The sequence below is a fragment of the Corallibacter vietnamensis genome (assembly GCF_039537875.1).
In the GTDB taxonomy this organism is placed as follows: domain Bacteria; phylum Bacteroidota; class Bacteroidia; order Flavobacteriales; family Flavobacteriaceae; genus Corallibacter; species Corallibacter vietnamensis.
In genome coordinates this window covers 380,508-404,357 of record NZ_BAABBI010000002.1, presented here as the reverse complement: position 1 = coordinate 404,357, position 23,850 = coordinate 380,508, and the positions used below count along the sequence as shown (strand labels likewise).

24 protein-coding genes and 1 tRNA gene are annotated in these 23,850 nt (G+C 32.4%); 14 read left to right on the top strand and 11 right to left on the bottom strand.

The features are described from left to right. Positions 1–4 precede the first annotated feature (4 nt). Genes ABD690_RS10195 through ABD690_RS10180 form a run of 4 tightly spaced genes read left to right on the top strand, consistent with a single transcriptional unit; the run spans position 5 to position 5,296 of the window. The gene (locus ABD690_RS10195) at positions 5–2,500 is read left to right on the top strand and encodes a heavy metal translocating P-type ATPase (protein WP_344730093.1); all 2,496 of its coding nucleotides are present in this window, start codon (positions 5–7) and stop codon (positions 2,498–2,500) included. An 18-nt stretch (positions 2,501–2,518) separates the two neighbouring features. Further along, positions 2,519–3,001, top strand: a complete 483-nt coding sequence (locus tag ABD690_RS10190; RefSeq protein WP_344730091.1) for a DUF305 domain-containing protein — start codon at positions 2,519–2,521, stop codon at positions 2,999–3,001. Continuing rightward, a complete protein-coding gene (locus ABD690_RS10185; protein ID WP_054851355.1) occupies positions 2,991–4,769 on the top strand; it encodes an efflux RND transporter periplasmic adaptor subunit in 1,779 nt (592 codons plus the stop codon). Before ABD690_RS10190 ends, ABD690_RS10185 begins: the two co-directional genes overlap by 11 nt. Before the next feature lie 32 nt (positions 4,770–4,801). Continuing rightward, complete coding sequence (locus tag ABD690_RS10180) at positions 4,802–5,296, top strand: heavy-metal-associated domain-containing protein (protein WP_051881039.1); 495 nt, start codon at positions 4,802–4,804, stop codon at positions 5,294–5,296. A gap of 831 nt (positions 5,297–6,127) precedes the next feature. Here ABD690_RS10180 and ABD690_RS10175 read toward each other — a convergent pair. Beyond that, positions 6,128–6,877 carry a hypothetical protein gene (locus ABD690_RS10175; RefSeq protein WP_336128804.1) on the bottom strand — a complete coding sequence of 250 codons (750 nt, stop codon included), beginning with the start codon at positions 6,875–6,877 and terminating at the stop codon, positions 6,128–6,130. A 210-nt stretch (positions 6,878–7,087) separates the two neighbouring features. Here ABD690_RS10175 and ABD690_RS10170 point away from each other — a divergent pair, with 210 nt between their 5' ends. Beyond that, positions 7,088–7,276 carry a hypothetical protein gene (locus ABD690_RS10170; RefSeq protein ID WP_262733644.1) on the top strand — a complete coding sequence of 63 codons (189 nt, stop codon included), beginning with the start codon at positions 7,088–7,090 and terminating at the stop codon, positions 7,274–7,276. A 164-nt stretch (positions 7,277–7,440) separates the two neighbouring features. Here the strand turns inward: ABD690_RS10170 and ABD690_RS10165 are convergent, their stop codons facing one another. Further along, positions 7,441–7,839, bottom strand: coding sequence for a hypothetical protein (locus tag ABD690_RS10165; protein ID WP_344730075.1), 399 nt, complete (start codon positions 7,837–7,839; stop codon positions 7,441–7,443). A gap of 163 nt (positions 7,840–8,002) precedes the next feature. Between ABD690_RS10165 and ABD690_RS10160 the strand changes: the two genes are divergently transcribed. The 4 genes from ABD690_RS10160 to ABD690_RS10145 all read left to right on the top strand — a co-directional run bounded on the left by ABD690_RS10160 (position 8,003) and on the right by ABD690_RS10145 (position 11,686). Next, positions 8,003–8,782 carry a DUF3108 domain-containing protein gene (locus tag ABD690_RS10160; RefSeq protein ID WP_344730073.1) on the top strand — a complete coding sequence of 260 codons (780 nt, stop codon included), beginning with the start codon at positions 8,003–8,005 and terminating at the stop codon, positions 8,780–8,782. A 4-nt stretch (positions 8,783–8,786) separates the two neighbouring features. Continuing rightward, positions 8,787–9,128, top strand: coding sequence for an FUSC family protein (locus ABD690_RS10155; RefSeq protein ID WP_344730071.1), 342 nt, complete (start codon positions 8,787–8,789; stop codon positions 9,126–9,128). Between the two features lie 203 nt (positions 9,129–9,331). Then, positions 9,332–10,885 (top strand): M28 family peptidase, encoded by a 1,554-nt coding sequence (locus ABD690_RS10150; protein WP_344730069.1) that lies wholly within the window; start codon positions 9,332–9,334, stop codon positions 10,883–10,885. 90 nt (positions 10,886–10,975) lie between these two features. Then, positions 10,976–11,686 (top strand): class I SAM-dependent methyltransferase, encoded by a 711-nt coding sequence (locus ABD690_RS10145; protein WP_344730067.1) that lies wholly within the window; start codon positions 10,976–10,978, stop codon positions 11,684–11,686. A 59-nt stretch (positions 11,687–11,745) separates the two neighbouring features. On the opposite strand, the gene ABD690_RS10140 is transcribed toward ABD690_RS10145, so the two are convergent. The 5 genes from ABD690_RS10140 to ABD690_RS10120 all read right to left on the bottom strand — a co-directional run bounded on the left by ABD690_RS10140 (position 11,746) and on the right by ABD690_RS10120 (position 16,208). Continuing rightward, positions 11,746–11,821: transfer RNA gene (locus tag ABD690_RS10140), tRNA-His, on the bottom strand. 60 nt (positions 11,822–11,881) lie between these two features. Next, positions 11,882–12,598 (bottom strand): bacillithiol biosynthesis deacetylase BshB1, encoded by a 717-nt coding sequence (gene bshB1, locus ABD690_RS10135; protein ID WP_344730065.1) that lies wholly within the window; start codon positions 12,596–12,598, stop codon positions 11,882–11,884. 65 nt (positions 12,599–12,663) lie between these two features. Beyond that, entirely contained in the window at positions 12,664–13,560 is an 897-nt protein-coding gene (gene rlmF / locus ABD690_RS10130) for a 23S rRNA (adenine(1618)-N(6))-methyltransferase RlmF (protein WP_344730280.1), read from the bottom strand. Between the two features lie 46 nt (positions 13,561–13,606). Further along, positions 13,607–14,761 (bottom strand): trans-sulfuration enzyme family protein, encoded by a 1,155-nt coding sequence (locus ABD690_RS10125; protein WP_344730063.1) that lies wholly within the window; start codon positions 14,759–14,761, stop codon positions 13,607–13,609. Positions 14,762–14,801: 40 nt separating this feature from the next. Beyond that, a complete protein-coding gene (locus ABD690_RS10120; protein WP_344730061.1) occupies positions 14,802–16,208 on the bottom strand; it encodes an MATE family efflux transporter in 1,407 nt (468 codons plus the stop codon). Positions 16,209–16,440: 232 nt separating this feature from the next. Between ABD690_RS10120 and ABD690_RS10115 the strand changes: the two genes are divergently transcribed. Continuing rightward, positions 16,441–16,812 carry a hypothetical protein gene (locus tag ABD690_RS10115; protein ID WP_344730059.1) on the top strand — a complete coding sequence of 124 codons (372 nt, stop codon included), beginning with the start codon at positions 16,441–16,443 and terminating at the stop codon, positions 16,810–16,812. A gap of 131 nt (positions 16,813–16,943) precedes the next feature. Here ABD690_RS10115 and ABD690_RS10110 read toward each other — a convergent pair whose 3' ends face one another. The 4 genes from ABD690_RS10110 to ABD690_RS10095 all read right to left on the bottom strand — a co-directional run bounded on the left by ABD690_RS10110 (position 16,944) and on the right by ABD690_RS10095 (position 20,962). Continuing rightward, positions 16,944–17,066 carry a hypothetical protein gene (locus tag ABD690_RS10110; RefSeq protein WP_344730057.1) on the bottom strand — a complete coding sequence of 41 codons (123 nt, stop codon included), beginning with the start codon at positions 17,064–17,066 and terminating at the stop codon, positions 16,944–16,946. Positions 17,067–17,121: 55 nt separating this feature from the next. Continuing rightward, on the bottom strand, positions 17,122–17,253 hold the full coding sequence (locus ABD690_RS10105) for an MscL family protein (RefSeq protein ID WP_344730277.1): 132 nt from the start codon (positions 17,251–17,253) through the stop codon (positions 17,122–17,124). Between the two features lie 29 nt (positions 17,254–17,282). Next, positions 17,283–20,477, bottom strand: coding sequence for a cytochrome c biogenesis protein CcsA (locus ABD690_RS10100; RefSeq protein WP_344730055.1), 3,195 nt, complete (start codon positions 20,475–20,477; stop codon positions 17,283–17,285). A 71-nt stretch (positions 20,478–20,548) separates the two neighbouring features. Next, positions 20,549–20,962 (bottom strand): group III truncated hemoglobin, encoded by a 414-nt coding sequence (locus ABD690_RS10095; protein WP_344730053.1) that lies wholly within the window; start codon positions 20,960–20,962, stop codon positions 20,549–20,551. A 62-nt stretch (positions 20,963–21,024) separates the two neighbouring features. Between ABD690_RS10095 and ABD690_RS10090 the strand changes: the two genes are divergently transcribed. Genes ABD690_RS10090 through ABD690_RS10075 form a run of 4 tightly spaced genes read left to right on the top strand, consistent with a single transcriptional unit; the run spans position 21,025 to position 23,839 of the window. Further along, positions 21,025–21,783 (top strand): Rossmann-like and DUF2520 domain-containing protein, encoded by a 759-nt coding sequence (locus ABD690_RS10090; protein WP_344730051.1) that lies wholly within the window; start codon positions 21,025–21,027, stop codon positions 21,781–21,783. Continuing rightward, positions 21,773–22,303, top strand: a complete 531-nt coding sequence (locus ABD690_RS10085) for a KdsC family phosphatase (protein WP_344730049.1) — start codon at positions 21,773–21,775, stop codon at positions 22,301–22,303. Before ABD690_RS10090 ends, ABD690_RS10085 begins: the two co-directional genes overlap by 11 nt. A 34-nt stretch (positions 22,304–22,337) precedes the next feature. Next, positions 22,338–23,252: a geranylgeranylglycerol-phosphate geranylgeranyltransferase gene (locus ABD690_RS10080; protein ID WP_344730047.1), complete on the top strand. Its 915-nt coding sequence runs from the start codon at positions 22,338–22,340 to the stop codon at positions 23,250–23,252. After that, positions 23,252–23,839 (top strand): Maf-like protein, encoded by a 588-nt coding sequence (locus ABD690_RS10075; protein WP_344730045.1) that lies wholly within the window; start codon positions 23,252–23,254, stop codon positions 23,837–23,839. Before ABD690_RS10080 ends, ABD690_RS10075 begins: the two co-directional genes overlap by 1 nt. Positions 23,840–23,850: the final 11 nt, after the last annotated feature.

Genomic DNA, 23,850 nt, shown 5'->3' with positions numbered 1-23,850 from the left:
AACAATGACACACACATATCACATACACGGAATGACCTGCAACGGTTGTCGCAGTCACGTTGAGGAAACGCTCTCTAAAGTAGGAGGTGTTTCAAAAGCAACAGTCGATTTAGATAAGGCAGAAGCTAACATAGAAATGGAATCACATATTCCCATAGAAACATTTCAAGAAGCCTTAAAAAAGGATGGTGGTACATATAGCATTCATAAACAAGGGGAACACCATCAGCATTCAGAAGCTAAAAAGGAAAAGCAACCTAAAGGTACAGGCACATTTTATTGTCCTATGCATTGCGAAGGCGATAAAATCTATAACAAACCAGGTGATTGTCCTGTTTGCGGAATGGATTTGGTGGAAGAACAAAATCTATCAGCAACTTCAAAGGAACAATGGACGTGTCCGATGCATCCAGAAATTGTAAAAGAAGAAGCAGGTTCGTGTCCTATTTGTGGGATGGATTTAGTGCCAATGGAAGCAGATAGTTCAGCAGAAGAAAAAACGTATAAAAAGCTATTAAAGAAATTTTGGATTGCCACAGCATTTACCTTGCCCATTTTCTTAATGGCTATGAGCGAAATGCTCAATAACAATCCGTTGTACGATATAATGGAACAGAAATATTGGAACTGGATTCAGTTTGCATTATCAATTCCAGTAGTGTTTTATGCCACTTGGATGTTCTTTGAACGTGCCTATAAAAGCATTAAGACTTGGAATCTCAATATGTTTACACTTATTGGGATTGGTGCAGGTGTGGCGTGGTCGTTTAGTGTTTTTGGTATGTTCTTTCCAGACGTATTTCCAAGTCAATTTAAAACCGAATCAGGTGCTGTACACGTCTACTTTGAAGCAGCAACTGTGATTTTAACGTTAGTGCTTTTAGGTCAATTGTTAGAAGCTCGTGCACATAGTAAAACCAATTCGGCAGTAAAAGAACTGTTGAAATTAGCACCTAATAAAGCCATAAAAATAGTAGATGGTGAAGAAGTTGAAGTCAGTATTGACGAGATAGAACTTAATGATATTCTAAAAGTGAAACCAGGAGATAAAATTCCTGTGGATGGTGTGATAACTGAAGGCGAAACAACTATTGATGAATCTATGATTACAGGCGAACCTATTCCTGTAAACAAATCTCAAGAAGATAAAGTAAGTAGCGGAACCATTAATGGGAATCAATCCTTTTTAATGAAAGCAGAAAAGGTAGGAAGTGACACTTTATTATCACAAATCATTCATATGGTTAATGATGCCAGTAGAAGTCGTGCACCTATTCAAAATTTAGCAGATAAAGTTTCAGGTTATTTTGTGCCAGTTGTAGTTCTTATTTCTATTATCACTTTTATTATATGGTCAATTTGGGGACCAGAACCAGTTTATGTGTATGCGTTTGTAAATGCGATTGCAGTACTAATCATTGCGTGTCCTTGTGCTTTAGGTTTAGCAACACCAATGTCTGTAATGGTTGGTGTGGGTAAAGGTGCTCAAAATGGTGTATTGATTAAAAATGCTGAAGCTCTTGAAAAAATGGATAAGGTAAATACGCTTATCGTTGACAAGACAGGAACAATTACCGAAGGAAAACCAACAGTTGAAACCGTTGGAGCTTTTAATGATGCTTTAAGCGAAAAAGAAGTGTTACAATACATCGTGTCATTAAATACAAATAGCGAACATCCTTTGGCAGAAGCGACAGTTAAATATGGCAAAGAACACAACGCAGAAATTTTAAAGTCCGAAGATTTTAGTGCTGTTACAGGAAAAGGTGTTGAAGCTAAAATTGATGGAAAAAATGTAGCATTAGGTAATCCTAAAATGATGGAATATGCTAAAGCGGATATTACTTCTAAAATGAAAGACGAAGCTAAATCTTACCAAAAACAGGGTAAAACAGTTTCTTATTTGTCAATAGATGAAACCGTCGTTGGATATGTAGTTATAGGCGATAAGATAAAAGAAACAAGTGCTAAAGCCATTAAAGCACTTCAAGATAAAGGGATTGATGTTATAATGCTTACAGGTGATAATCACGATACAGCACAAGCAGTAGCATCAGAACTAAATCTTGCAGATTTTAAAGCCAGTATGTTACCAGAGGACAAACTCAAAGAAGTAGAAAAATTACAAGAAAACGGAAAAGTAGTTGCTATGGCAGGTGATGGTATTAACGATGCACCAGCATTGGCTAAAAGTGATGTAGGTATTGCAATGGGTACGGGAACAGACGTAGCGATAGAAAGTGCTATGATAACACTCGTAAAAGGCGATTTACACGGTATTGTAAAAGCAAAAAAATTAAGTAATGCTGTAATGAAGAACATTAAGCAAAACCTATTTTTTGCACTTATCTACAACACTTTAGGTGTGCCTATTGCAGCAGGTGTGTTGTTTCCATTCTTTGGAATATTGCTCTCGCCAATGATAGCAGCTTTAGCAATGAGTTTTAGCTCTGTTTCAGTTATTGGAAATGCACTACGATTAAGAACAATTAAAGTTTAACTATAAAATCAAATAATTATGGGAAATTCAAAAGAACACTCAAACAAAGGAAATTACAAAACCTTCTTTATAATGTTGGCTTGCTCATTTGTAGCAATGTACATCACAATGTATCTAAACACCTATGCAATAGACCACGTGTGGTTTAGCTTAACCCGATTTTATATGACCTGTTTAGGTATTTCAGCAATGGCAGTAATAATGTGGTTTTTTATGCGAAAAATGTATAATGATAGAAAGAAAAACATAGCCATACTTGCAGGTAGTTTTATCCTGTTTGTAGGTGCATTAGGATTAGTAAGAACACAAGCACCAATCATTGGTGACGTACTATGGATGAAAGCAATGATACCACATCATTCTATCGCTATTTTAACAAGTGAAAGAGCAGATATTCAAGACCCAGAAGTTAAAAAATTAGCAGAAGACATTATAAAAGCACAACGTAAAGAAATAGAAGAAATGAAAGCAATGATAAAACGATTAGAGAATGAAAAATAATAAAATAGTCATATATATTGGCATACTCGTAGTAGGTGTGTTATTGGGTTGGTTGCTTTTTGGTGGCTCATCAAATGAAGAAATAGACCATAATCACGATGCGGTTGCAGCAACCAATCAAATGTGGACGTGTTCTATGCATCCACAGATTATGCAACCAGAGCCAGGCGACTGCCCCATTTGTGGTATGGATTTAATTCCTGCGGAAAGCGGAAGTGATGGCTTAATGGCAGACCAATTTAAACTAACAGAAAATGCGATGGCATTAGCCAATATTCAAACAACTGTTGTAGGCAAGGGAAATGTTGAAGGCAACACCATAAAGTTATCTGGTAAAATTGCTGAAAACGAAGAAGCCAATGCAGTACAGGTAAGTTATTTCGCTGGAAGAATTGAACGTTTGAATGTGAGTTTTACAGGCGAAGAAGTTCGTAAAGGTCAATTATTGGCAACCATTTATTCGCCTGAACTCTATGCAGCACAACAAGAATTAATCACAGCAGCTTCTTTAAAAGAATCTCAACCTGCTTTATACAAAGCAGTCCGTAATAAATTGAAATTATGGAAACTCTCTGAAAATCAAATCAACCAGATTGAAGAAACAGGAAAAGTAAAAGAAAACTTTCCTGTTTATGCAACCGTTTCGGGTACTGTTACAGAAAAATTGGTAGAGCAAGGCGATTACATCAAACAAGGACAACCCTTATTAAAAATTGCCAATCTCAACACAGTTTGGGGAAACTTTGATGTGTATGAAAATCAGATTGACCGCTTTAAAAAAGGACAGGAAGTGATGATAACAACCAATGCTTATCCTAATAAAGAGTTTAAAGGTAAAGTTGATTTCATTGACCCAGTTTTAAACACGAAAACAAGAACTGTAACCTTACGTGTTGTTTTAAGCAATAAGGACGATGTATTTAAACCAGGAATGTTTGTAACCGCAAATATTGAAGGCAGTACAGCTAAAAATGATGAAGTATTATCAATTCCTGCATCTTCTGTATTATGGACAGGTGAACGTTCTGTGGTGTACCTTAAAACAAATCCAGACCAACCTATTTTTGAAATGCGTGAAATTAAATTAGGCAATCAAATTGGTAATGAATATGAAGTTGTAGAAGGTTTATTTGTTGGAAATGAAATAGTGACTAACGGAACATTTACGGTTGATGCAGCAGCACAATTACAAGGCAAAAAGTCTATGATGAATAAAGATGGTGGTAAAGTAATGACTGGACACGAAGGTCATTTAGGTATGGATAACAATGCATCTAACAAAGAAAGTGACCACACTAATATGAATGAGCGTTTGGAAGTATCAGAGAAATTTCAACAACAGTTAAATAGTGTTTACAATGCGTATATCAATTTAAAAGATGCTTTAGTAAAAGAAGATTCAATAAGTACTTCAGCAAACGCAACAACTTTATTAAATAAATTGAACAAAGTAGATATGAAATTGTTGTCAGATAATAAGGCGCATAACCATTGGATGTCATTAGAAGGCGAAATAAAATCTTCTGCAACTTCAATTTCTGAAACGTCCGATATAAAATCACAAAGAGACCATTTTAAACATTTATCATCACATCTAATCAATGCTGTACAACTATTTGGTATCAATGAAAAGGTCTATGTAGAATTTTGTCCAATGGCAGATAACAATAATGGTGCTTATTGGTTAAGCAAAGAAGAAAAAGTAATCAATCCATATTTTGGCGAAGCAATGCTAACCTGTGGTGAAGTAAAACAAGTAATAGAATAATAAATCAAGTAATAACAATTAAATTTTAAACAATGAATTTTTCAAAGAAAAATCACGAACACAAAAACAAAAATGTAATCGACGTGAGTAAAAAAGTAATTTTAAGTGTAGCTGTAATAGCAGCATTAGGTTTAACAAGTTGTAAAAACGAAACCAAAAAAGAAACAGAAACCACAACTACTGAAATGTCAAAAGATATGGCAATGACAGACCTGTCTTTTGGTGTAAGAGGAAATTGCGGAATGTGTAAAAACACTATCGAAAAAGCAGCTAACGGTGTTGAAGGTGTTGCAAGTGCTAATTGGGATGTCGATAAAAAGAAGATTGATGTGTCTTTTGATGATACAAAAACCGATGCAATGGCAATCCATAAAGCAATCGCAGCTTCAGGATATGATACCGAAAAAGTAGCAGGTGATGAAGAAGCATATGATGGTTTACCAGGTTGTTGTAAATACGACCACGAAATGATGATGAATCAATCTGGTGAAGAAGAAAGTGATGACCATTCAAATCACGACCATTAAGCAATAATGAAAGAGTCTTTTTCGGAAGGCTCTTTTTTATTCCCCACAACCCAAAACCCAATTTTTTCGTGCCTCAAAATCCTCTGTCTTTTGTATTGTTCCGCTCACCTAACAAGTTTAGCGTTTTTCTGTCTTTTAGGTAATAGCATATTACAGCTTTGGTTTTTCATAAAATCAAACCAAACAGCAATAAGCTATTCTGTTATTATTCTATCATAAAACCCTAAACTCACCCAAGCTATGTTACATAATGCGTAGTTATAGCAACTAAAAGCGCTATAACGGTCATTATGTAAAATATCCGCTATAGCCAACGCTCAATTTAGAACTTAAAATCAAATTTTGAGCTATATTGAAACAGTAGTAAGATGAGGTAAGTTAAAATATTAGTTATCTCATTCATCTGCACAAAACCATCGTTAAGTCCAAGTATTCCTTATCTCAAGTCTTTGTTTGTTTCATTTCGTTAACAAATATCAAGTAACATACAGCTATAATTGAAAACCTTTAAATTGTGCTTAACTTGAAAATGCAGTACATAATAAAATAAAAAAAGATAGCAAATATAGGTAGCTACCTAATGCCAACGCTATATGCTATAAAGGTCAAGCCCTAAAGGGTTTTAAATAAAACTTTTTTCAAAATAGTTCTTCTATTTCATTAAACGTATTAACATAAAAAACTTTTATTCAAAAACCTTGACAGCATCATCCACGCTACCAAAGCATCAGCTTTCTTTTTTTGTTTTCTTTAAAAAAATAATAGTAAAAAGAAAAAGCCCTATGATACAAAACCATAGGACTCTTTCAGCTTCAAAGGTCAGAATGAAACTTATGCCACTTCTACGATGTTTAAAACGTTATATGCGCCATTTTTAAGCGGATACTGAACACCGTTAATCTCTTGAAAGAACTCTACTAATAAAAGAAATACATCGTTTCCTGTACCTGTTGGCACACCTGCTGGAGTTAATGTTTGCGATGCAGAAGTCGAATCAATTGGAATATTTACAGTCGGACTGTACTCAATTGCATTTTCTGTAGTATCAAAATCAACTTTTAAGAAAGCAGAAGTAAAACTAACGTGAGTTGCGCCACTTGGATAAGCAATATCGTTTGTAGGCGTTAAATTTGGGATTGAAATTTCACCTGTAGAACCATCAACGCTAAAAGGAGCAAATAAAACCGCACTTAAAACAGCTCTATTATTAAAATCAAAGCCTTTTAAAGCCGCTTTACCTTCTGGTGTTGCCAATCCTGTTGCCACATTTCTTTCACCCCTTATAGAGGATGTATCGAAGTTTTTAATTTTTGTCATTACTTGCGTAACACGACTTGAAACTCTATTATCTTTTGCTTTAATCATTAAGTTTCTTGCAGAAGTTCTTAATAATTTACCAGAAGATGCAGAACGACCAAATTCAGAACCATTTTCTCGCGTACGCTCAAACGCTGGATCATTTTGAATACGCTCTTTTGAAACACCGCTTTTAGTCTTTACCAAATAGCCTTCTTTACCCTTGTAAAACGTCAAATTATCTAACGTACCTTCGAGTTTAATAATACCTTTTAATCTTGCCATAACAATTATATTTTTTGATGATGAATATTTAAATATACGAACATATCTAACACACTGGTTATAAGAGCTTCCGAAGTGTTTATAACTTGCCAAAACTTCCGAAATAGATAGTTTTTTCATTGTGAAAATTGTCGTATATTGTATATAAGAGCTTTACAGCTACGGTATAGCTAAAGTATAGTTAGAGTATTAATTTTAAATTTAAAGTGAATGAGTAGAATCTGTATTTACCCTAAAGACGTGCAAGTGGTAACAGGTAAAAGTGAGCGTTATGGTAGAACTATAATCAATAAGATTAAAGAGCACCTTAACAAAGAGTCACACCAATTAGTTACTATTGATGAATTTTGCGACTTTATGGGCTTTGAAATCAGTAAAGTACGAGGATTAATCAAGTAAATTTCGTATCTTTAACACAAGGTTTTAAAGGTGACCTATTAGGTGACCTCATAATGGTACAGGACTGAAACAGTAATAAATAAAGGCATTAAGAGATAGGTTCACTTACCTCTTTCTCCGCAAAAACCCGTAATTTAAACATTACGGGTTTTTTTTATTATTTATTAATATTTTAATTTTTCACCAAAGATTTTTTCAAAAGCTTCTCCACACTCCCAGCAACCTTGTTCTGCAAAACCTATTTTCAAGTATTTTTTTCCAGCACCTTCATCTCCTAAATTTAGTTTAGAAATTGCTAAATAAAACCAAAAAGCGCTACTATGAATTCCATCTCTTTCAGCTGTTTTCACATAATAAACTGTTCGTTCATAATCTTTTGCTAAAAACGCTTTTCTTGCTTCTGCCATATTATATTCAAACTTAAAAAACCTTTCGTTTGTTTTTAGCGGTTCGGGGACGTTAAGGGTTTTTCCTAAATAAGCTATTGCTTCTGTTTGTTGAGAAAAAGTGTTGTTACTATAACACACAATAAACATCAATAAGGCAAATACTTTTTTAATCATAGTTTAGTTTTTTTTACAGTAATAAGTTAGTTTATAGATAATAAAGTTAATAAAATATATTTTAGATATTTCATTTTAAAAAATTAGTATACTAATCTTTACAATTGTATTTTCGGCACAATAAATGATAACTATTTCGTTATTATTTCTAAATGAAAAAAATATGCGTCTTATCACTACCTTAATGTTGTTATTTGTTACTGTATTTACACAAGCACAAAACTCTGCTGTTGGTAATTCAGAAAAACTTACTTATACTGCATCATATAATATGTCAGGCATCTTAACTGATTTAGCTGAAGTTACTATGCAAACCAGTGAAGTAAAAACATCTAGCGCTACACTACTTAGGCTAAAATGTACAGCTACAACTTACAGTAAATGGGATAGTTTTTTTAAAATTCGTGATTTATACGAAAGTTATGTTAGCCCAAAAACACTAACACCTTACCTTTACAAAAGAGATATTAGCGAAGGTGGTTATTACAAGTTTATGCAATACAAATACAGTCATAAAACAGGTACTGTAAAAAGCTTAAAACGTAAAAAAAGAAAAGACGGTAAATTCTGGGAAGAAAATAAAACAATCAAGATTGGTAGCGCTACTAGAGACTTAGTTAGCACGTTGTACAAATTAAGAACACTTGATTTTTCTAGCTACGCTACAGGAACAACAAAATCTTTTACTGTTATTTTTGATAATGAAGAAAACACGGTAAACTTTAGATACCTTGGAACCGAAACCATTAACACATCAATTGGTAAAAAAAATTGCTACAAACTTGCTATTTCATTAAGTAATAGTGACGTTTTAAAAGGATCTAACGACAATTTGATATGGCTTACTGCAGATTCAAACAAAATTCCTGTGTATGCTAAATTCAAAATCCCTGTTGGAAATGGTGAATTAAAAATTAAATCTGCAACAGGCTTAAAAAATTAAACTTATGAGAAAACTATTTATAATTTTAGGAATTATTTCTGCTGTTCTAGCTGTTTTATTAGCTTTATTACCACTTTCTAATTTAGCATTTATACCTGCAGCAATAGCTTTTATTTGTGGATTTATTGCTTTTGTAATGTCAAATAAATCTGGCACCTCAAAAAAAACAGTTGTTTTAATCTTTTTACTTACTATCATAGCTTTATCATTTGCTAGTTACAAAGCTGTTTTTACTGAAACAAAAGTTGGTAATACTGAAGAACTTCAGGAAAAAGAAAAAGCTTCAGAAGAAGAAGCTATTGAAGAACTAGAAGGTTTAGATTTAGAAGACATTGATATCGAATAAACATAACAACAACAAATTTTTAAAAAGATAGCTTGTATAAAGGCTATCTTTTTTTATTTAGGAGTTTGTTAAAGTTTGTTAAAACAACCTTACATTAAACCAATAAATCTTTCTTTTTTTTGTAATATCGCAAAATAAATAGGCTGTTTTCAACCCTTTTTATATAATTTACAATACATTTCAATTTTCAACAACTATAAATAATGAAAAACACTTACCTTATATTAAGTACTGCGTTATTAATGTTTGGTTGTGGGTCAACTCAAGAAAAGCCAGCAAAAACTAAAGATGCTGCTACTGCAAACCCAACAACTTACGCAAACACTATTACATCTGCAGAATTAAAAGACCTACTCTACACATATGCTTCAGATGAATTTGCGGGTAGAGAAACTGGAGAACCAGGGCAAAAAATGGCTGTAAACTATCTTAAAGATCAGTATGTAGCATTAAATATTCCTTCTGCGCTTCCAGACAACAATTATTTTCAAGAAGTACCACTAGAAATACTAGATATACCTAATGTAGCACTTTCTTTTAACGGAGAAGCTTTTAATATTACAGACGATTTCTTATCTGTATCTACAAGTAATGATATAAACATTAATGCTAATGAAGTTATCTTTGCAGATTTCGGGATTGAAGATGATAAATACTCTAGTTACAAAGATATTGACGTAAAAGGAAAAGTTGTTTTAATCAAAGCTGGCGAACCAAAAAATCCTGATGGTACTTATGTTATAAGCGGTACTAGCGAAACATCTAAATGGTCTAATTTCAGACAAGCTTTTGCTTCAAAAAGAGATGTTGCTATAGAAAAAGGAGCTGCTGCCGTACTTTTCTATTACCCAGAAATTTATTCAATGGCTAAATTACGTTTTGGTGCTTCAAGATCAAGAATGTCTCTAAATGATGATGCTGAAAACATGTTATATTTTTTAATAGACAACAAATTAGCCTCATCAATTTTAAGCGATATAGAAACCAACGATAAAGCTACAACAATAAAGAAACCTATAAGCATTGCCTATAAAAAAGTAGCTAAAGAGTTTACTTCAGAAAACGTTGCTGCTTTTATAAAAGGTAGCGAAAAACCAGATGAGATTATTGTTATATCTGCTCATTTAGACCACGAGGGTATAAAAAATGGTGAAATATACAATGGCGCTGATGATGATGGCTCTGGAACTGTTGCTGTTTTAGAAATTGCTGAAGCATTTAAAACAGCTATGAAAGATGGTTATACGCCTAAACGCTCTATTTTATTCTTACATGTTACCGGTGAAGAAAAAGGATTATTAGGTTCTAAATATTACACAGATACAGACCCTATTTTTCCTTTAGAAAACACTATTGCTGATTTAAATATAGACATGATTGGTAGAGTTGATCCTAAACATGAGGATGACAGAAACTATCTTTACTTAATAGGAAGTGATAAATTAAGTACCGAACTTCATAATATTTCAGAAGAAGTGAACAACAAGTACACTAAAATTAATTTTGACTACACCTATAATGATGATAATGATCCAAACCGTTTTTATTACAGATCTGATCATTATAATTTTGCAAAAAACAATATTCCTGTAATATTCTATTTTAATGGTACTCATGCAGATTACCACAAACCATCTGACACTCCTGATAAAATAGAATACGATTTGTTAGAAAATAGAACACGTCTTATTTTTTACACAGCTTGGGAACTTGCTAATAGAAGTAATAAAATTACAGTTGACAAAAAGCCTGAATAAACTTTTTGATTTACATTATATATAAAAAAGCTTTCCATTGTAAGGAAAGCTTTTTTATTTTATTAAGTTTACACCTCATTATTAGCAATTATGGCGTACGCTGAATATACTAGAAACAACAAATCTCTAATAAAAAGATTTTCACATCAAAAACGATTTGATGTCACTATTAAGCTTATAGATTTAAAAGCAAATCAATCTTTATTAGATTTTGGAACAGGTGACGGCTATTTATTAAAATGTCTTAACGATGCTCATAAAAATGTAAAACTGTATGGTTATGATCCTTTAGATTTTATGTTTGAAGAATTAAAAACAACCATTAAAGAGAATAACCTCAAAAACATCTCCATAACATCAAACTTATCTACGTTGAACTCTCTAGAGTTTGACATAGTAAGTTGCCAAGAAGTATTAGAGCACTTCTCTATCAAAAATCAGAAAAAACACCTACAGGAGCTTAAAAAACGAACTAAAGACTCTGGAAAGATTGTTATATCTGTTCCTTTAGAAATAGGTTTTTCTGGATTAACAAAAAATATAATCCGATTTTGTATTGGTCAAAATAAAGAAGATGCAACCTTAAAGAATATCTTTAAATCTTTTTTGGGATTAAAAATTCCTCGACAAGAAGAAGGATACATTGGTACTCATATAGGCTTTAATCATAAAAATTTAGAAGCCTTATTTGATGATGCTGGATTAAAAGTTATAAAAAAAGAATACTCACCTTTTAAGTTTCTTTATGGATTTATGAATTCTCAAGTTTTTTACGTTTTAAAAAAACAAAACATAAACTAATAACCTCTTAAGTTTTAAACACAAAAAAAGCTCCACATTTCTGTGAAGCTTTGTCTTTTGGGTGGAAGATCGGTCTCGAACCGACGACCTCCTGAACCACAATCAGGCGCTCTAACCAACTGAGCTACAACCACCATTTTAATTAGGACTGCAAATGTAAATCATTTCCTTTTTTCTACAAAACCTTTTTTCAATTTATTTTATATCAAATAAGCTATTCACTGACACATAGCGCTCTACGGTAAACCCTTCTGCATACTCAACACCTACTAACCTACCTAAATCTCTAGCTCTGTAATTAATACTATCAGTAAAGTTTTTGCTAGATATTGGTGTTTGTGGTCCTTTCTCATCAGGATTGTAAAACTGTGTTTTATAAGCCATTACAGCCTTCATTTTTACATCAATAAATTCTGAAATATCTACCACTAAATCTGGTTCTATATGTTTCCATTGTATATAATGATAAACATGTTTTGGCCTCCATGGCTCTTGAGGTTTTTTATCTTCACTTGTCTCTATTTTTATAAGCCCACTTAAAAAACAAGCATCACTTACAAGTTTACTGCCTTTTCCATGATCTATATGTCTATCATCAATAGCATTACAAAGCACTATTTCTGGTTGATATTTTCTTATCATTTTTATAATAGCAAGCTGATGCTCTTTATCATTAACAAAAAACCCGTCAGCAAACCCTAAATTCTCTCGCACAGACACTCCTAAAATTTTTGCAGCGTTTTCTGCTTCTTCCTTTCTAGTCTCTGCTGTTCCTCTAGTTCCTAATTCTCCTCTTGTAAGGTCTATAATACCAACTTTTTTTCCATTGGCTATTTCTTTTGCAATAGTTGCTCCACAGCCTAATTCTACATCATCTGGGTGCGCTCCTATTGCTAGTATATCTAATTTCATGTGATTATTTTTCTCTTTCTTAATTGTTTTATTCTATGGCAAATTACAAAATATCACGCATTCTGTTATCTGCTCCAACTGTTTTGCTCTGCTTGTGTTAAAAATGTCCAAGCAACTACTCTTACTTTTTTATTTCCTAATGATATATCTAAAACTTTAATTTTATTGGCATTTAGTTTTTTCAATGATGTTTTCATTGATTTTATATATTCTTTTTGTGACACCAAAGTTGTAAACCAGAAACAATTGCTTTTATAAAGTGAACTTTGGTATAAATAGTTATGTAAAAATGCCTTTTCGCCTCCTGGATACCACAATTCATTTGAGTTACCACTAAAGTTTCTTGTCACTTCCTTTTCTAATTTCCCTAACCCTTTCAACTTTCTTTTTGTTGCTTGATTGGCTTCACTTTCAGATTTATAAAATGGAGGATTGCACATTGAAACTGAAAATAAATCTTCTGACTGTATTATACCATTAAAAACATGTGACGCGTCTTTTTGAAAGCGTAATGAAATGCATGAGTTAAGTTTATTTTTATCAATGATAACTTGGGCATTCTTTAATGACGTTTTATCTACATCTGTAGCTGTAAAATTCCATTGATATTTTGAATACCCTAATAATGGATAAATGCAGGTAGCACCTGTTCCTATATCTAAAACGTGTATATTCTTCTTTATATTAGAATCAAGCAATAAATCTGAAATAGCATCAATATACATCAAACGTCCTGGTATTGGCGGGCATAAATTTGTATCAGGAAAATCCCAATATTTAATATTAAAATTTGATAATAGTAGCGCTCTATTGAGTGCTTTTACGGCTTTTGGGTTAGCAAAATCAATAGTTAAATGATTTTGTTTATTATCAAAAACAAAAGGCTCTAAATCAGGAAAAACCTGACAAAGCTCCTTGAAATCGTATTGCGACGAACGTTTACTATTTAATTTAGAATCGATGAAAGTTACTTTTTTAAATTTCTATTTAATCTTTTGAAAGCATTTGCTAACTATTAATAGACTGTATAGCTTGTTCTATATCTAGCATTAAATCGCGTTTTGACTCGATACCAACAGAAAAACGAATCAAATTGTTTGTTATTCCTAATGCAACTCTTTGCTCTTGCGTTAATAAGGCGTGTGAAGTACTGTAAGGTAGCAGCATTGTACTTTCAACACCAGCTAAACTCATAGAGGGTTTTATAAGTTTTAATGCGCTTAAAAACTCATTAGCATTCAAACTATCTATTAATTCAAAAGAAAGCATTCCTCCAAAACCTTTCATTTGAGATTTGGCTAATGCATGTTGCGGGTGATTTTTTAACCCTGGATAATAAACTTTTTTTACAGCATCATGATCTTGAAGAAATTTTGCTAACTTTTTTGCATTCCTGTTTTGTGCTTTAACACGTAATCCTAAAGTTTTTATACTACGTTCTAGCATCCAAACAGTAAAGTCACTCAAGCTACCTCCTAAATTTTTTCCTACATTCCATATAGTTTCCATATGCTGGTTAGAACTAGCAACTGCTCCTGCTAAAATATCACTATGACCGCCTAAATATTTGGTTGCAGAATGCATTACAATATCAATCCCTAAGTCTATAGGGTTTTGATTTACAGGGCTTGCAAACGTGTTATCTATAGTAGATATAATATTGTTAGATTTAGCCAAACTAGCAACCGCTTTAATATCTGTTATTGTTAATAGCGGATTAGAAGGCGTCTCAATATGTATCACTTTAGTATTAGGCCTAATAGCCGCACTAAAATCAGACACGTTATAACCATTTGTAAACGTAAACTCAATACCATGCTTTGGGAATTCTTCTCGAATAAAATTTGCTGTTCCGCCATATAGTGTATTTTGAACCACTATATGATCTCCTGCTTTTAATAAAGCAAAAAATACCGTGCTAATAGCTGCCATTCCTGATGCAAAAATCATCGCTGCTTCAGCATGTTCTAAAGCTGCTATTTTTTTTGATAAATAAGCTTGATTTGGTGTATTAAAATAGCGAGGATAACGCTTTACAACAACATTTTCAAAAGCATAAGAAGTAGACATATATATTGGAGACACAGCACCTTTAAATTGCTCATCTTTAATTTCCCCTATATGTGTACAAATGGTATTTAAGCCTAATTTTTCTTCTGACATACAATAAAAGTTTGTGATGTCTAAAATTACAAATAATCTATCAGACTTTAACCTGTTTCCATTTACCTTTTTTAAACCAAATAATTCCAATAATAGCTATTAAAATTTCGGCAATAGTTATGGATAAAAATACGCCAATAGGTCCGAAATCTAATGCTATTGCTGTTAAATATGCAAATGGCAATTGAAACAACCAAAAACAAAAAAAGTTAATATACGTAGGTGTTTTTGTATCACCTGCTCCATTAAACGACTGAATAACCACCATACCGTAGGCATAAAATATGTAACCCGCTGCTAGAATTCGTAAACATAAACTTCCATACTTTACAACATCTGGTTGTGTATTAAAGAGCATAATAATTTGTGTTGCAAAAACTAAATATATTAATGACACAAACCCCATAAAATATGCTGTATAACGTCCTGTTTTCCATACAGACTGCTCTGCCCTATCTGGTTTTTGAGCTCCAAGATTTTGACCAACAAGTGTTGCTGCTGCATTACTCATTCCCCAGGCAGGCATTAACGTAAACATCATAACTCGAATGGCTATTGTGTAACCTGCTAAAACTTCACTACCAAACTCACTCATAATACGCATTAAGAAAACCCAACTAGATGTTCCTATTAAAAATTGTCCAATACCACCAAGAGAAACCTTTATTAAATTTAGCATAACGTGCACCTTTAGCACAATATCTTTAAGACCTACTTTTATTTTACTGTAACCATAAAACAAAATAACTAATTGAAATAACACTGCAGTACCTCTACCAATTGTTGTGGCTATAGCAGCTCCTTTTACACCCATTTCTGGAATAGGCCCAAAACCAAAAATAAATATAGGGTCCAGAATGATATTTAAACCATTTGAGAGTATCAAGGTCCACATAGCTACAGATGCATTTCCTGCTCCTCTAAATATGGCATTAATGAGAAATAGCAACATAATGGTTACATTACCACCAAGTAACACCTGTGTGTATCCATAACCTTCTGCTATAAGCTCTGGTTCAGCACCCATAAGTCCTAAAATCTCTTTTGGAAACAACAAACCAACAATGCTTATAATAATAGCTACCACAACACCTAACATGATAACTTGAACAGCAGCTTGAGATGCGTTTTTTAAATCTTTTTCGCCTATGCGTCTTGCCACAATGGCTGTCGCTGCCATACTTAAACCTATAGCTACGGCATAAACCAAAGTAATTACAGATTCTGTTAATCCAATAGTAGCTACCGCATTCACACTGACTTTTGACACATACATAATGTCTACTAAAGCAAAAATTGATTCCATAAGCATTTCTAGAATCATAGGTATAGACAACATAAAAACAGCACGACGAATGCTTACAGAAGTAAAATCTTGTTCTTTGCCAGTAACGGCTATTTTAAAATAGGTAATAAATTGTTTGAAAGATATTTTATTTGATTGCATAACTGTAGTATTAACATATATATAAAAGCTAAACGAAATATTCGTTCAACATAATAATTGCTGAAAAGTATCAGCTGGTCTTTAAAAAAATTATTATACAATCATAATAAGTCAAATATCAACCTTTTATTTAGAAAATCAAAAAAAAGACAAAAGAACATAAAAATCTATATTACAACACATTACAATTTGAAAATTTGAAAAATCAATATTTTTTTGTATATTTAAGTATATGATAGCACAAGACAAAATAGAGAATAGCGTTTTTTTAAAAGAATCTTTAACGTATTTAGAAAATTTAGGCTTTGATAATATTAAAGCTGATTTAGATGGTTACGAAACTCCAAAATCGTATATGAAAAAAGGCAGTGATGTTACTATTACTCCTGATATTGTTGCTGAAAAAGCAGGTAGAAAACACTACTTTGAGATTAGTTTAAAATCTGAAGAGCCTAAACTATTAAAATCAAAATGGCGTTTTTTAGATGTTTTAACAAGAATGAAAGACCATAAGTTTAAAATCATAACGCGTCGCGGTCATTACAAGTTTACGCAAGACATGCTTGATGATTTAAATATGGATAAAAGCCCAATAAAACTCTAGATATTACTCTTTATCTTTTAAAATTTTATTTTGCTCCTCAATTAAGTCTGTTAATTGGGTTAATAACTCTATGTCTTTAGGTGTAGACACTGATTTATCTTTTGTATCATGAGACTTGTCTCGAAGGCGGTTTAAAACTTAACAACCACAAAAATAGTAAAGCCTATAATTAAAAAATCTAGTAATGCTTCCGCAAAAGTACCATAACAAACTGCTACTTCATCTGTAATAATCTCTCTTGTTTTTAGACTCAATAATAGCATCTTTAAGAATAATACACTTATCTTAAAAATTTATATATGTTGGTCATTAATGATAAAGGCGGTAATAACATTTTGTTATCAATACATCAATGTCTTTATTGGATGATGTATTTATAATAAGACCAATGGCCATATCCATCATGTTACCCTTTACTGCAAACTCTTTAAATAGTTTTATATAAACAAATGTCTTGTTAAAAAGTATGACTACTTCTTATAAAACTTAATGTATTTTTTATAGGCAAAAAACGCAATAATAGTAATAATTGCTACAGCAATACCTATGATGTTAAAACTAGCTATTTGCTGTCCTGATTGATATGAATGCAACCCTGATAAATAAAAGTTTACTCCAAAATATGTAAAAATAATACTTGCTATAGCGATTACAGATGCTAAATTATACGCGAATTTACCTCTTAAACCAGGAACTAATCTCATGTGAATTACAAAAGCATAAATCATAATACTAATTAAAGCCCATGTTTCTTTTGGGTCCCAGCCCCAATAACGTCCCCAACTTTCGTTAGCCCACATACCACCTAAAAAGTTTCCTATGGTAAGCATAACCAAACCTACGGTTAGAGCCATTTCATTAATTATGGTTAACTCGTTAATATTAACAAGCATTTTTTGTTTGTTGTCTTTATTTGTAAAAATCATTAAAAACAAAGTTGTCAAACCTAAAACCATACCTAGAGTAAAAGGTCCATAACTAGCCACGATTACTGCTACGTGAATCATTAACCAGTAACTATCTAATACTGGCTGCAGGTTTGCAATAGCAGGATCCATCCAACTCCAGTGTGCAACCATTAATAGCATAGATGTTACAAAGGCTGTGGCTGCAAGTGTTAAATCACTTTTTCTACCAAATATCAATCCGAAAAACATAGTAGCCCAAGCCACATAAATCATAGATTCATAAGCATCACTCCATGGTGCATGACCTGAAATATACCAACGTGCTATAAGCCCTAATGTGTGCAACACAAAAAGAATTACTATAATAATTTTAAAAGCGTTTACTGTAATGTTGATAGGCCTACTCTTATCTTTAAATATCTGAATAATCAGTAAAATAAAAAGCAATGATGAAGCATACATGTACCAACTAAATAGCCTCTTGAAGATATCGTATTTGTTATATAAAATTTCAGTATCAACTTTTTTATCAGATAGCATAACACTACTACCATACTTATGCTGTGTTTTTCTAAATGACTCTAAAAGTTCATCTGCTTTAGAAAAATCTCCTGATTTTTTTGCTTGATTTAATGTAAATAAATACGCACTAAATCCGTTACTAACAAAGTTTCCATACAACGAATCATTAATCTGTTCTTTGTAATTTTCCCTTTTGTATTCAATAGGAGCTATCCATTTATTATTATCATTATCTGGAATTGGAAAAATACGCAACGCATAACCCTCAATAGTGTTGTAAAGTAAGTTAACACGCTGGTCTGTTTCCTTAAATTCCTTTTGAAATGCATTAGGCACTTGAGCTTTATAAGCATCTTCAAGATAAGGCGCTAATTTATAATCACCTCGATCGGTAAAAAAGTCAACTAAAGACGCATAATCTTGTTCTTTTGGAACACCTATTATACTTCTTATAGAATCATCTTTTTTATACTTTAAGTAAATGATTGGAGCGTTATACCATAACAAAGGACTTTCTTGTATAGATAAAAATACTTGATTAGCATCAAAATCTTCATAAGTATCATGCTTGGTTAACTTCCTAAGCATTTCAGAAGCAAAGGTATTTACAGGCATCATACGACCACCAATATCTTGTATAACTAAACGTCCAAACTTATCTGCATGTGTTTTAGGAGTAATATTGGCTGCTAAAATAGAGTCTATTTGAGCTTTTGAAGGCTTAACGCTATGATCATGTCCATCGTTTGGAGCATGTCCTTGAGAGAACCCTTGTAACCCAATACATAAAAGTATTATTGTTGTCATCTTGGCTTTCTTTGCCTTTACTTTATCAAGCATACGTCTTAAGTCTCCAAAGCGAGAGCCTTTAACAAATAAAATAGCTAACATGCCTGCATATAATAAAAAGTAGCCTATATACGTAATCCAGGTTCCCCAAAAATCATGATTAACAGAAAGTTTTGTTCCTTTTTCATCTGGATCAAAACCTGATTGAAAAAAACGATAACCTCTATGGTCTAAAATATGATTCATGTAAATATGATAATCAAAATCTCCTTCTTGAGCATCTAGAACAGTTACTTTACTTTCAAATGAAGAATAACTGCTTTCTGTTCCTGGATATTTATCTGCTATAAAATCATTTAGCTTTATACTAAAAGGTAGTTCTATAACTTTAGAACCATATTTTATTGCAATATCCAATCCGCCCACATGCTCTTGTTCAAAAGGGTTTCCATAACCTTGACCTCCTAAAACTTTTATACGCTTTGTTTCGCCGCCTGTGGTGACTTTAAAAACCGCTCCCATTTCATCTCCCTTTAAAATCTGTGGTTTTTTTACAATATCAAAAACACCTTTCACCACAGGTTTTGGGAATACAACCTGCATATTTCCTATAATATATCGAGATCGAAGTTTTAACGGCTGAATGCTATCTTTTAGTAATTGACCTGTTTGACCAGTTGCCATAGTCATGTATTCGCCTTCAAACGGAGAATCTATTGTTAACTCATCATCTTTGTAAGTAATATTTATCGCGCCATCAACTTGTTTGTTTAATGAAAACAAAACGTTATGAATGCTTTGCACCTGACCTACTTTTAAAAAGTGATTGTGAGCTCCTGTATTTCCTGCTTCAACCAGTTTAAGGTATTCTTCTCCGCTTTCATCTGGAACAATATCTTTTTCTGCACCTGCAATAAACTTCTCAAGCTCAATAGTTACTGGTTGATTATTGTAAGTAACAGTTTTACTAAAGCTATTGTTTAATCTTGGAGAAAAATCTACTTCCCATTCTAAAGGTAATCTTTGCGGGACTCCGTCAATTTCATAATCACCATCAATATATGTTGTTATGTATGTTTTATGAGATAGCATAGCACTTTCAGTTTCGCCTTCACGAATTGCCATCATACCCTCAAAACCTATATATCTTGTAATTCCTGCTCCTAACAGTATTAGTATAAATGCTAAATGTAGAATTAGCGACGGCCACTTTTCAAATTTATGCAAGCGGTATCTAAAAATATTTCCTATAAAATTTATGACAAACAAAACCATAATAGCCTCAAACCACCAAGCATTATATATAAGCGTTCTAGTAAGTGGTGTTGGTGATGTGTTTTCTCCGGCATCTAGGAATGTTCCTGTTGCCATAGCTGCTGCAAAGACAATAAATAAAACAGCTGTTAATCGAGTTGAAAATAGAATTTTGGCGAGTTTATTTTGCATAATGATGAGACTCTAAAATTGGGTCGTGCAAATTTAAGGTATTTAGTTCACTTCCGTATGTTAAAATGTACTTAACTTTTTGGTGTAGTTTGCCTAGCTTGAAAAATATTTAAATACAAAAACGTTCCCATTTTTCTGGCACGACGTTTAGCATTTTCAGCAACATCTCCAACAAAAAGTTCATCTATTGTTTGTAACCACAAATTGAGCCATATACCAAAATGCAACTCGCTTATGGTATTATTATTTTCTTTATCAACCTTAACATGCACTTCTAGCGGATTGCCTTGATACTTTTTTTCTAGTTTTCGAGTCATAAACAAGCTTGTTTCCCAAAAAGTTGTTAGATGCTCTATGTGCGAATCCCAATCTGTAATTACGCGATTAAAAAAAGGCCCTAAAACATCATCTTTTCTAACTTTTTCATAAAAAGTTGAAACTAATTTATAAACATCTGCTCTAGTATCTATATCGGTTTTAGTCATCATGTTTACAAAGATAAGCCTTGTTGCTTTTATATCATACAATACTTACTTATTTTAGCGCTATGATTTCAGTAAATATTCTTGGCGCTGGTAATGTAGCCACTCACCTTTTTAAAGCATTTCAAAAATCAGAAAACATTTCTGTAAACCAATGGTATAACAGAGATATTTCAAAAATATCAACCTACAAAAATGAGGTTTCTACCATAGATAATATTTCGCTACTAGAAGAAGCAGATATTTATATAATTGCTGTAAGTGATGATGCTATATCAAAATTATCTCAATCTCTTACAAACAAAAATCAACTTGTTGTTCATACTTCTGGTAGTGTGAGTGTTTATGATTTAGATAAAACATTGCGTCGTGGTGTTTTTTACCCGTTACAAACATTTTCTAAAACTGCTTCTGTTGATTTTTCTAATGTACCTTTTTGCATTGAAACAATTGATAAACAAGATTTAGAGTTATTAAAAAATCTTGCTAATGCAATAGGAAGCCAGTGGTATAAAATTAGCACTGAACAAAGGCAAACATTACATCTATCGGCTGTGTTTGTAAATAATTTCACAAATCAACTATACCGAATTGCTCACGAAATTAGTGACATACAAAATATTAATTTTGATATTTTAAAACCGTTAATTCTAGAAACTGCAAACAAAGTGCAGCACATGTCACCATATATGGCTCAAACTGGTCCTGCGATGCGTAATGACAAGAAAACCATAAAAAAACATTTAAAGTCTTTAGAAAACGAACAACATAAAGCCATTTATAAACTGCTAACCGAATCAATAAAAAAAACACATGGAAGATAAAAGCTACAAAGAATATTTAGAACATATTACAACCTTCATTTTTGATGTTGATGGTGTTTTAACAGACGGCACAATTCAACTTACAACATCTGGAGAAATGTACAGAACCATGCATACCAAAGATGGATTTGCTATGAAAACAGCTCTTAATACAGGGTTTAATATGTGCATAATTTCTGGCGGATCTAATGAAGGTGTTCGCGCTAGACTTGAAGGTCTTGGAGTTAAAGATGTTTATCTTGGTGCGCATAATAAAATAGACCAACTTAACGACTATTTAAAAAACAACAACATAAAACTAGAAAACGTTTTATACATGGGTGATGATATTCCTGATGTCCCTGTTATGAAGTTGGTAGGGTTACCTTGTTGCCCACAAGATGCTGTTCCTGAAATAAAAAGTATTTCTAAATATGTGTCTCATAAAAATGGTGGAAAAGGCGCTGTTAGAGACGTTATAGAGCAAGTGCTCAAAGTACAAGGCAAATGGGATGGAAATTTTAGTGCGAAATACGATTAAATAAACTTATACAACAACTAACAAACTACAACCGTTGAATTTTCTTAACCTTATTCGCTGGAAAAATCTCTTAATGATTGCATTGGTGCAGTTTTTAATTAAATACGCCCTTTTTGAACCATTTGGAGTCACCATTACATTAAACCTTTTTGGTTTTTCATTATTAGTAATTGCAACCATCTGTATTGCAGCAGCAGGTAATATTATCAATGATGTTTATGATGTTGAAACTGATATGGTAAACAAACCTAAAAGTGTTATTGTAGGTAAATCTATTTCAGAGAAAACTGCTTACAACCTATTTATAGCCTTTAATGTTATAGGAGTCGTACTTGGTTTTTACTTGTCAAACCTAGTCGGTAAAAATGGCTTTTTTGCAATATTTGTTATTATTTCGGCATTGCTATATATCTATGCGTCATATTTAAAACAAATGTTACTTGTTGGCAATGTTGTAATTTCAGCATTAGTCGCTATAAGTATTCTTATTGTTGGTTTATTTGAGCTATTACCTGTATTGTCTAGCGCAAACCAAAACACGCAACTTACATTTTTTAAAATACTTTTAGATTATGCCATTTTTGCATTCATAATAAATTTACTTCGTGAAATTGTAAAAGATATTGAAGATATTGATGGTGATCATAAAGCTGGAATGAATACACTTCCTATTGCTATGGGCAGAGATAGAGCCTCAAAAATAGCGGCCATATTATCCTTAATACCATTGGTAGCTGTTTCTTATTATGTGGTTACTTTTTTGTATAAACAACAATTGGTTGTGGCTTATTTTTTAATGTTTGTTATCGCTCCATTACTGTATGTTACAATCAAGTTATTTACTGCAAAAAATAAAAAAGATTTTCATCATATTAGCAGCATACTTAAAATAGTAATGTTATTAGGAATGCTTTCTTTATTATTATATAAATATGTACTTTTAAGCTAATGCTAAACAACAAATTACAGAATCACAACCTAATACTTGCCTCTGGTTCTCCCAGAAGGCAACAATTTTTTAAGGATTTAGGACTGGATTTTGAAATTCGTTTAAAAAACACAAAAGAGGAATATCCTGATAGATTACATCATTTTGAGATAAGCGACTATTTAGCACAACTTAAAGCTTTACCTTTTAAAGAAGAGCTTACAGATAGTGATATTTTAATTACAAGTGATACCATAGTATGGCATGACAACAAAGCTTTAGGAAAACCTAAAGACCAAACAGATGCTTTTGAGATGATAAAATCTATGAGCAATAAAACACACGAAGTCATCACATCGGTTTGTTTTACGACTAAAACACTTCAAAAAACTGTTAACGCTATTACCAAAGTCACATTTAAAACACTTACTGATAGCGAAATAAACTATTACATAAACACCTGTAAACCTTTTGATAAAGCTGGTGCTTACGGCATTCAAGAATGGATAGGTCAAATAGGAATAACAAAAATTGAAGGCTCCTATTTTAATGTTGTTGGCCTACCAACCCATCTTGTTTATGAAACGCTAAATAGTTTTGTAGAATAATATTTTTCTTT

Bases quoted from the DNA above. Each gene is read 5' to 3' on its own strand.
- ABD690_RS10175 (WP_336128804.1), bottom strand. From the start codon at position 6,877: ATGGCAAGATTAAAAGGTATTATTAAACTCGAAGGTACGTTAGATAAT.
- ABD690_RS10190 (WP_344730091.1), top strand. From the start codon at position 2,519: ATGGGAAATTCAAAAGAACACTCAAACAAAGGAAATTACAAAACCTTC.
- ABD690_RS10160 (WP_344730073.1), top strand. From the start codon at position 8,003: ATGCGTCTTATCACTACCTTAATGTTGTTATTTGTTACTGTATTTACA.
- ABD690_RS10085 (WP_344730049.1), top strand. From the start codon at position 21,773: ATGGAAGATAAAAGCTACAAAGAATATTTAGAACATATTACAACCTTC.
- ABD690_RS10100 (WP_344730055.1), bottom strand. From the start codon at position 20,477: ATGCAAAATAAACTCGCCAAAATTCTATTTTCAACTCGATTAACAGCT.
- ABD690_RS10165 (WP_344730075.1), bottom strand. From the start codon at position 7,839: ATGATTAAAAAAGTATTTGCCTTATTGATGTTTATTGTGTGTTATAGT.
- ABD690_RS10180 (WP_051881039.1), top strand. From the start codon at position 4,802: ATGAATTTTTCAAAGAAAAATCACGAACACAAAAACAAAAATGTAATC.
- ABD690_RS10170 (WP_262733644.1), top strand. From the start codon at position 7,088: ATGAGTAGAATCTGTATTTACCCTAAAGACGTGCAAGTGGTAACAGGT.
- ABD690_RS10090 (WP_344730051.1), top strand. From the start codon at position 21,025: ATGATTTCAGTAAATATTCTTGGCGCTGGTAATGTAGCCACTCACCTT.
- ABD690_RS10145 (WP_344730067.1), top strand. From the start codon at position 10,976: ATGGCGTACGCTGAATATACTAGAAACAACAAATCTCTAATAAAAAGA.
- bshB1 (WP_344730065.1), bottom strand. From the start codon at position 12,598: ATGAAATTAGATATACTAGCAATAGGAGCGCACCCAGATGATGTAGAA.
- ABD690_RS10125 (WP_344730063.1), bottom strand. From the start codon at position 14,761: ATGTCAGAAGAAAAATTAGGCTTAAATACCATTTGTACACATATAGGG.
- ABD690_RS10095 (WP_344730053.1), bottom strand. From the start codon at position 20,962: ATGACTAAAACCGATATAGATACTAGAGCAGATGTTTATAAATTAGTT.
- ABD690_RS10115 (WP_344730059.1), top strand. From the start codon at position 16,441: ATGATAGCACAAGACAAAATAGAGAATAGCGTTTTTTTAAAAGAATCT.
- ABD690_RS10155 (WP_344730071.1), top strand. From the start codon at position 8,787: ATGAGAAAACTATTTATAATTTTAGGAATTATTTCTGCTGTTCTAGCT.
- ABD690_RS10150 (WP_344730069.1), top strand. From the start codon at position 9,332: ATGAAAAACACTTACCTTATATTAAGTACTGCGTTATTAATGTTTGGT.
- ABD690_RS10120 (WP_344730061.1), bottom strand. From the start codon at position 16,208: ATGCAATCAAATAAAATATCTTTCAAACAATTTATTACCTATTTTAAA.
- ABD690_RS10075 (WP_344730045.1), top strand. From the start codon at position 23,252: ATGCTAAACAACAAATTACAGAATCACAACCTAATACTTGCCTCTGGT.
- ABD690_RS10195 (WP_344730093.1), top strand. From the start codon at position 5: ATGACACACACATATCACATACACGGAATGACCTGCAACGGTTGTCGC.
- ABD690_RS10185 (WP_054851355.1), top strand. From the start codon at position 2,991: ATGAAAAATAATAAAATAGTCATATATATTGGCATACTCGTAGTAGGT.